Origin of the sequence: Bariatricus sp. HCP28S3_D3, from assembly GCF_052065755.1 — a bacterium.
Lineage (GTDB): Bacteria > Bacillota > Clostridia > Lachnospirales > Lachnospiraceae > Allocoprococcus.
This window is the reverse complement of sequence record NZ_JBQHTK010000005.1, coordinates 167,841-175,765: the sequence shown is the minus strand read 5'-3', so window position 1 is coordinate 175,765 and position 7,925 is coordinate 167,841. Positions and strand designations below refer to the sequence as shown.

Annotated in this window: 8 protein-coding genes; all 8 read left to right on the top strand. The window is 42.8% G+C overall.

Going from position 1 to position 7,925, the window contains the following annotated elements; translation table 11 throughout:
• Nucleotides 1-606: 606 nt before the first annotated feature.
• The 8 genes from ACTNB3_RS06380 (at nt 607) to ACTNB3_RS06345 (ending at nt 7,798) form a co-directional block, all read left to right on the top strand.
• The gene (locus ACTNB3_RS06380; protein WP_441024809.1) at nt 607-765 is read left to right on the top strand and encodes a DEAD/DEAH box helicase family protein; all 159 of its coding nucleotides are present in this window, start codon (nt 607-609) and stop codon (nt 763-765) included.
• A gap of 191 nt (nt 766-956) precedes the next feature.
• Nucleotides 957-1,844, top strand: coding sequence for a glucose-1-phosphate thymidylyltransferase RfbA (gene rfbA, locus ACTNB3_RS06375; RefSeq protein WP_441024808.1), 888 nt, complete (start codon nt 957-959; stop codon nt 1,842-1,844).
• Complete coding sequence (gene rfbC, locus ACTNB3_RS06370) at nt 1,844-2,419, top strand: dTDP-4-dehydrorhamnose 3,5-epimerase (RefSeq protein WP_441024806.1); 576 nt, start codon at nt 1,844-1,846, stop codon at nt 2,417-2,419. The genes rfbA and rfbC overlap by 1 nt, the downstream gene beginning before the upstream one ends.
• 14 nt (nt 2,420-2,433) lie before the next feature.
• Nucleotides 2,434-3,468: a dTDP-glucose 4,6-dehydratase gene (gene rfbB, locus ACTNB3_RS06365; protein ID WP_441024805.1), complete on the top strand. Its 1,035-nt coding sequence runs from the start codon at nt 2,434-2,436 to the stop codon at nt 3,466-3,468.
• Between the two features lies 1 nt (nt 3,469).
• Nucleotides 3,470-4,384: a dTDP-4-dehydrorhamnose reductase gene (gene rfbD, locus ACTNB3_RS06360; protein WP_441024803.1), complete on the top strand. Its 915-nt coding sequence runs from the start codon at nt 3,470-3,472 to the stop codon at nt 4,382-4,384.
• Between the two features lie 29 nt (nt 4,385-4,413).
• Nucleotides 4,414-5,598 carry a MerR family transcriptional regulator gene (locus ACTNB3_RS06355; RefSeq protein ID WP_441024801.1) on the top strand — a complete coding sequence of 395 codons (1,185 nt, stop codon included), beginning with the start codon at nt 4,414-4,416 and terminating at the stop codon, nt 5,596-5,598.
• 447 nt (nt 5,599-6,045) lie between these two features.
• Nucleotides 6,046-6,309 carry a hypothetical protein gene (locus ACTNB3_RS06350; RefSeq protein ID WP_441024799.1) on the top strand — a complete coding sequence of 88 codons (264 nt, stop codon included), beginning with the start codon at nt 6,046-6,048 and terminating at the stop codon, nt 6,307-6,309.
• A gap of 538 nt (nt 6,310-6,847) precedes the next feature.
• Entirely contained in the window at nt 6,848-7,798 is a 951-nt protein-coding gene (locus ACTNB3_RS06345; protein WP_427820358.1) for a sugar phosphate nucleotidyltransferase, read from the top strand.
• Nucleotides 7,799-7,925 lie beyond the last annotated feature (127 nt).

Genomic DNA, 7,925 nt, shown 5'->3' with positions numbered 1-7,925 from the left:
TCCTGCGGGGTCTTAGGAAGGTCACGGGGGAGTTTGCGCTCTTTTGCCTTGGATATAATATAGAGAGGGCAAAAAACCTTCTCGGATTTCAAAAAATGATGGAACTGATGGCGGGAGTATAGCCCCTATCTTTCAAATGTGTGAGTTTTATTCAGTTTTCAATGACACAATGAAAGAAAGGGGCTAATTTTATGCCTAAAAATGGAGTTTCTGGACGGGCTGTGGGGGGGTACAGAATAACGATTTATAAATGATACGTACCACTCCCAATTATCTCGGAAACCAAACACCCCGATTTTTTGCTTAACTAGTTGATTGGTTTTGTTGGTATTGTTTCTTGTCTTCTTTTATTGTTTTCTCTTCTCTGTGTTGTTTTATTTTTGTTTTGTTGTGGTGTTAGGTTGGGATGTGGAAGAATAGAGCGGATAAGAAGAGAAGGAGAAAACACACACCAAACAACTAAAAACCCATCCCCGCGCTTTTTTTATTGTTGTGTTTGGTTGTGTTTCTTGTCTTCTTTTGTTTGTTGTGTGGGTTGTTTTGTTTTTTTGTTTTGTAGTTGAGTGGGATGAAGAGTAGTGAAGAAGAGTAGTGAAGAGGAAAAAAATGCAAATCCTAGACCATAACCTGAAAGCCTACAAGGCACTCATCAAATCATTCAAAAAAGCCAACAGGGCTTGTATTGTCCATCCCACTGGGCTGGGGAAGTCCTACATAGCTTACCAGCTCATTGCCGATAATCCGGACTCTACTTTTCTCGTATAATTGGTTTGATACTTGCCGTAGTTATGTGTGTGATATGACTATAAGCAGGAAAAAGGCTTTCTAAATTTTTGTATAATTTTTTGAAAAATAAGTATTGAGTGTGATCTTGGGGCATAGCGTATGATGTATATGTGGTAAGTGTAACGAAAGAGTACATTAGAAATCAACATATATAAAGGAGTATCAACACTATGAAAGGTATCATTCTTGCTGGAGGTTCCGGCACCAGACTTTATCCTCTCACCATGGTTACCAGTAAACAGCTTCTGCCTGTTTACGATAAGCCGATGATCTATTATCCACTGTCCACATTGATGCTTGCAGGTATCAAGGATATTCTTATTATTTCTACGCCTACCGACACACCTCGTTTTGAGGCTCTACTTGGAGATGGATCTCAGTATGGCATCAAACTTTCGTACAAGGTTCAGCCAAGTCCTGATGGACTGGCACAGGCATTTATCCTTGGCGAGGAGTTCCTTAATGGAGAAGCTGGAGCAATGGTTCTTGGTGACAACATTTTCTATGGTAATGGCTTCAGTAAGATTTTGAAAGCAGCTGTAGTTGATGCTGAGGAAAACAACCGTGCTACCGTGTTTGGCTATTACGTTCCAGACCCGGAGAGATTCGGTGTTGTTGCTTTCGATGAGAATGGACAGGCTACCAGCATTGAAGAAAAGCCGCTCAATCCGAAATCCAACTATGCTGTAACAGGTCTGTATTTCTATCCTGCAGGTGTAAGTGCTAAGGCGAATGAAGTGAAGCCTAGCGCAAGAGGAGAATTGGAAATCACAACGCTGAATGAGATGTATCTGAACGAAGGTCGTCTTGATGTTCAGCTTCTTGGTCGTGGCTTTGCATGGCTCGATACCGGTACAATGGATAGCCTTGTGGAAGCAGCTGATTTTGTCCAGATGGTAGAAAAGAGACAGGGTATCAAGATTTCCGCGCCGGAGGAGATCGCATTCCGTTATGAGTGGATTGATAAAGAAAAACTGCTGGAGTCCGCTGCACGTTATGGGAAGAGTCCATATGGAAAGCATCTGCAGGCTGTAGCAGAAGGAAAGGTAAGAGGGTAATGAAAGCAATCGAGACAAAAATTCCAGGTGTGTTAATTATCGAGACGGATGTTTTCGGTGACCACCGTGGGTATTTTACAGAAACCTATAACAAGCCGAAATATAAAGCGCTAGGGATTACCACAGAATTTGTCCGGGACAATATGAGCTTCTCGGCGCAAAAAGGAACCCTTCGTGGTCTTCACTGGCAGAATCCGCCTTATGCACAGGCAAAATTAGTGTCTTGCACAAAAGGTACTGTCATCGATGTTGCTGTAGATATTCGTAAAGGCAGTCCGACCTTTGGACAGTGGGTATCTGTTGAATTATCAGCGGAGAACCACAGACAGTTCTTTATTCCTCGTGGATTTGCACACGGATTTCTGACACTCACAGATGACGTTGAGTTCCGCTACAAATGTGACAATGTCTATAACAAACCAGCAGAGGGCGGCATGAGATACGATGCACCTGAGGTCAATGTAGATTGGGGCAGTCTGCTGAATGGTATTGAACCGATATTAAGCGAAAAGGACATGATTGGCCCAACACTTGATACTTCTGATAATCAGTTTATTTACAACGAGAACTGTTAATGGGAGATAGAGATATGAGTAAGACTATTTTAGTAACCGGTGGTACTGGTTTTATTGGAAACTGCTTCTGCAAACTTCTGCTGGCAGAAAGACCTGAATATAGAGTCCTGAATGTGGATGTCTGCACTTATGCTGCAAACCCTTCCACCATTGAAGAAGAACTGAAAAACCCTAACTACAAGTTCTTTAAAACAGACATCAGAGACAGAGCGGCAATCGAGAAGATTTTTGAAGAGGAAAAGCCAGATATCGTTGTGAACTTCGCAGCAGAATCTCATGTTGACCGTTCCATCACAAATCCTCAGATTTTCCTAGAGACCAATATCCTTGGTACTGCAGTATTAATGGATGCTTGCCGTAAGTATGGAATTGAGAGATACCATCAGGTTTCTACAGATGAGGTTTATGGTGATCTTCCATTAGATCGTCCCGACCTGTTCTTCCATGAAGATACTCCTCTGCATACAAGTTCTCCTTACTCCACCAGTAAGGCATCTGCGGACCTGTTAGTACTTGCATATCACCGTACTTACGGTCTTCCTGTGACGATCAGCCGCTGTTCCAATAACTATGGACCATATCAGTTCCCGGAGAAGCTGATCCCCCTGATGATTCACAATGCCACTCATGACAAGTCGCTCCCGGTTTACGGCGAAGGTCTGAATGTCCGTGACTGGCTGTATGTAAAGGATCACTGCTACGGAATTCTCGCTGTCATTGAAAAGGGCCGTGTTGGTGAGGTTTATAACCTCGGTGGTCACAATGAGAAAGCAAATATCGAAATCGTAAAGATTATCTTGGACAAGCTGGGTAAACCTGAAAGTCTGATTACACATGTTGGTGACCGTCATGGACATGATCAGAGATATGCAATTGATCCTGCAAAGGCAAATAAAGAGCTTGGTTGGGGACCGACCACCATGTTCAAGGATGGTATTGTGCTGACCATCGATTGGTACCTGTCTGAAGAAGGTAGAAAGTGGACTGAAGAATGCACGAGTGGAGAATACCTCAACTGGATTGAGAAGAACTACACGGAGAGAAATTGATATGAAGTTCTTTGTAACAGGCGTTAATGGTCAGCTGGGCCATGATGTCATGAATGAATTGAATAAAAGAGGTCATCAGGGCATCGGTTCTGATATGGCAGATACCTATGCAGGTGTCGCAGATGGTAGCGCGGTTACCAGAATGGACTACGTAAAGCTGGACATCACAGATAAAGATGCGGTTTCCAAGGTGATTGAAGCTGTCAAACCGGATGCGGTGATCCACTGTGCTGCATGGACTGCTGTGGATATGGCAGAAGATGACGATAAGGTAGAAGCTGTTAGAAAAGTGAATGCAGGCGGTACCCAGAACATTGCTGATACCTGCAAGAAACTGAATTGCAAGATGCTTTATCTGTCCACCGACTATGTGTTCGATGGTCAGGGAACAGAGCCTTGGAAACCGGACTGCAAGGACTATAAGCCGCTGAACGTCTATGGTCAGACCAAATTAGAAGGCGAGTTGGCGGTTGCGAACACGCTGGAGAAGTACTTCATCGTCCGTATCGCATGGGTGTTCGGCCTGAACGGTAAGAACTTCATCAAGACCATGATCAATGTGGGCAAGACCCATGATGAAGTTCGGGTGGTCAATGATCAGATTGGCACACCTACCTATTGCTTCGACCTGGCACGCCTACTTGTGGATATGTGCGAGACCGAGAAGTACGGCTACTATCACGCCACGAATGAGGGCGGCTACATTAGCTGGTACGACTTCTGCTGTGAGTTCTACCGGCAGTATGGATTGAAGACCAGAGTGGTGCCTGTTTCTACTGAAGAGTATGGATTATCTAAAGCTGCGAGACCGGTAAACAGCAGACTGGATAAGAGCAAGCTGATTGAAAACGGTTTTGAGCCTTTGCCGACATGGCAGGATGCAGTGAGAAGATACCTAGAAGAGGCAAAACTGTAAAAAACTGACGGAATGAAAGGAGGGTACAGATGAAAAAAGATGGTTATTATGCCAGCGGTAAGTTTGCTGAAATGGCTCATGTGACGAAGAAAACATTGCGCTATTATGATGATCAGAATATCCTGAAGCCCTCCTATGTGGCAGAGAATGGAACGAGATATTATACGGATAATGATTTTGCAAAATTGCAGCAGATATTGTTCTTGAAATATCTTTCCTTCCCTCTCTCTGATATTAAGGAGCTGACAGTCAGAGGAACAGACCAGGGTTTTTGGCTGGAATCTTTACAGATGCAGACGAGTTTGCTGGATGAGCACATTGAACAGATGATTCTGATGAAAAAATCAATTCAGGAAGCAAGAGAAGCGATTCTGGAAAGCAGGGAAGTAAACTGGAGTGAAATGATGAGACTTTCCAATGCGAACGAATTAGAGCAGAAGCTAAAAACACAATATGTTAATTCTTCCAATATTTCCGCACGCATCCATCTGCATAGTGCATACTCTGAAAACAAAGAGGGATGGTTTCCCTGGCTTTACCGGATGGCGGATATTAAGCCCGGCGAGAGGGTACTGGAGCTGGGGTGCGGTGACGGATCACTCTGGACCCAGAATGTGAATCTGATTCCAGATAATGCTTCTATAATATTAACAGATATCTCCGATGGTATCGTCAGAGAAACCGGTAAAAAGCTGGCGGAGCTGAATCATGACATTCAGTGCCAGGTGATGGATGCCCATCATATATATGCGGATGACGGAAGCTTTGATGTTGTGATCGCCAATCATATGCTGTTCTATTGCGAGGATTTAGAAAAGGTTTTTTCTGAAATTCGACGTGTATTGAAGCCTGGTGGAAGAATGATTTGCAGTACCTACAGTAGCAGGCACATGCAGGAGGTCAGCAAATTGGTGCGGGAGTTCGATGATAGGATTATTTTATCTGCCGATGTACTCTTTGATAAATTTGGAAAAGATAATGGCGGGGCGCAGTTATCACAGTATTTCTCAGAGGTGAGCTGGCAGCAATTTGAAGACAGCCTGACGGTAACAAAGCCAGAGCCTTTAATTGCATACATTCTGTCTTGCCATGGAAATCAGAATCGATATATTGTTGATAAGTATCATGATTTTTATAATTTCGTGAAGAAAAAAACAGATTGTGGTTTCGCAATCACAAAGGATGCCGGAGCATTTATTGCTACGGTGAAGTAAATTTAACACAGGTGTAATCCGGAAACTAACATGTCAAAACAATTCGGCAAAAGTATAAATCATAGCTAATTTCATTTGATTTGAAATGGTGATCTTTTGTAAAAAATGATAACTCACCATACATATATTACATGTACTTACGTAATTATCTTATTCCTTGGTTCCGCATCAGTAAAAATATCCGGAATAGATGTTGTCAAAAATACTATCGTTTGTCCCGCATATATGATTGTAGGTATTGTTGGATCAACGATCATAATACGAATAACACCCGGCACTGCTTGGCCGGGTGAAGTTTTTTATAAGTAGTAGAAAATTATTTTGTCATCTTAAATCTGCTGGCATCCCGGATGGTGTTCTTATCAACCACGACAACCTTCAACTTCGATACATCCACAGAATGAAACGGAAGATTATCTGTATTCTCTGGTATGGCAGGATCTTCTGTTGAATCATTTTGTTTGGGAGAGCAGTCTAATTGATAGGTTGGAGTCGGGATTACAAGAAGGCGAAGGACTGACGTACCAGTGGCAGTACTGTAATAAAGGATCCAATATGTGGAAAAATTCTTCTATGACAGGTGCACGTACGAAGCAGATAAAAGTAAATATTACAGAAAGCCGTATTGGACAGAAATACCGTTGTGTCATTACAGATGGCAGCGGAAATACAGTGACAACGAATGAGGCTCAGATTGCGCTTGCAAATTAATCTGAATATCCAAAAAAGTTGTAATCCGTAAACCAACATGTCAAAACCATTCGTTCGATAGAAGAGATTGTCTCCTAATTTTAGTATTGGTGGGCGCTGTACAAGAATATAAAGACTTCAAAGAAATGATGATATTTCTTTTCAGAAAGAATCCGAACGCCTCCTTGAAGCCACGCTGAATCTGGATGGAGAATCAGTTGCAAACATCATTGAAAAAATCCACACGGAATAAGCTATGAGCCCAGGAGTAAAGAATATCATTGCATGATCGAGAAATATGAGAAATAGATTGATAATTGCTTCTTCCTATGCTAACATTATTTTGATGTAAGGATTTGGTTACAAATGATCGTCGGAACTCATTTCTTTCGAGTAGGTGATATTTCTAGTGTAAATGAGGCTCTGTCAAATGCCAGAAGTAAATGAATATGAAGACTGGCAGGCGGATTGTGAACAGTATTATGATCCGGATGCGGAGAGCCCGTTTGAGTCTGAGATTTAGTTGAGATGAATTAAGAGTGCAGGAGGAAATAATATTTTGAAAAAGACAACATTATTAATCATGGCCGCCGGTATCGGTTCTCGTTTCGGTGGAGGAATCAAACAGTTGGAACCTGTCGGATTGCATGACGAGATCATCATGGATTATTCGATTCATGACGCGATTGAGGCCGGATTTAACAAGATTATTTTTGTCATCCGCAAGGATATCGAATCTGATTTCCGAGAGCGGATCGGAAATCGTATTGAAGCTGTATGTGGTAAGAAGGGCGTTGAAGTGGCCTATGCGTTCCAGGATCTGAACGATATTCCGGCTGAAGTTCCTGCGGGTCGTACCAAGCCGTGGGGAACCGGACAGGCCGTCCTAGCTGCGAAGGATGAGATCCATGAGCCGTTCATGGTGATCAATGCAGACGATTATTATGGAAAAGAAGCGTACCGTCAGATGCATGACTGGCTGGTAGTAGATCATGCAGACAATGCAATTGCCATGGCGGGATTCATTTTGAAAAATACATTATCCGATAATGGCGGTGTGACGCGAGGTGTCTGCAAAGTGGAAGAGGGTCATACTCATGTTATCGATGTGGTGGAAACCGGCAATATCGTGAAAACGGTTGATGAATCAGGAGTTGTCGGTGCATCGGCTGACGGAGTGAAGCTTGATCCGGAGTCTTATGTTTCCATGAATATGTGGGGCTTCCCGGCAGAGGAAGGATGTGCACCGGTGTTTCTTAAGGTTCTGGAAGAAGAGTTCCGCACCTTCTTTGAGAAAGATGTTCCGGAGAATCCTTTGAAAGCAGAGTATTTACTTCCGACCCTGATCGGTGGACTGATCCGTGGAGAAAAATATACTGTTAAGGTGTTGGAGACCAAAGATAAATGGTTTGGCGTTACATATAAGGAAGATAAAGAAGCGGTTATGGAAAGTTTCAAGAAACTGATCAGCGACGGGCTTTATCAGGAAGAATTGTATTCAGATTTATAGAATGATGAAAAGCAGGTAAAATCGGAATTAAGAAGATTTTGCCTGCTTTTTTCTTTATTGGAAAGAACGCCGGTGGCGTTTCCATAAAAGGCCTGGGTGAAAGCGGTAAGCGTTACCAAAGGTTATG

Coding starts and splice junctions, on each gene's coding strand:
- ACTNB3_RS06380 (WP_441024809.1), top strand. CDS start 607: ATGCAAATCCTAGACCATAACCTGAAAGCCTACAAGGCACTCATCAAA.
- rfbA (WP_441024808.1), top strand. CDS start 957: ATGAAAGGTATCATTCTTGCTGGAGGTTCCGGCACCAGACTTTATCCT.
- rfbC (WP_441024806.1), top strand. CDS start 1,844: ATGAAAGCAATCGAGACAAAAATTCCAGGTGTGTTAATTATCGAGACG.
- rfbB (WP_441024805.1), top strand. CDS start 2,434: ATGAGTAAGACTATTTTAGTAACCGGTGGTACTGGTTTTATTGGAAAC.
- rfbD (WP_441024803.1), top strand. CDS start 3,470: ATGAAGTTCTTTGTAACAGGCGTTAATGGTCAGCTGGGCCATGATGTC.
- ACTNB3_RS06355 (WP_441024801.1), top strand. CDS start 4,414: ATGAAAAAAGATGGTTATTATGCCAGCGGTAAGTTTGCTGAAATGGCT.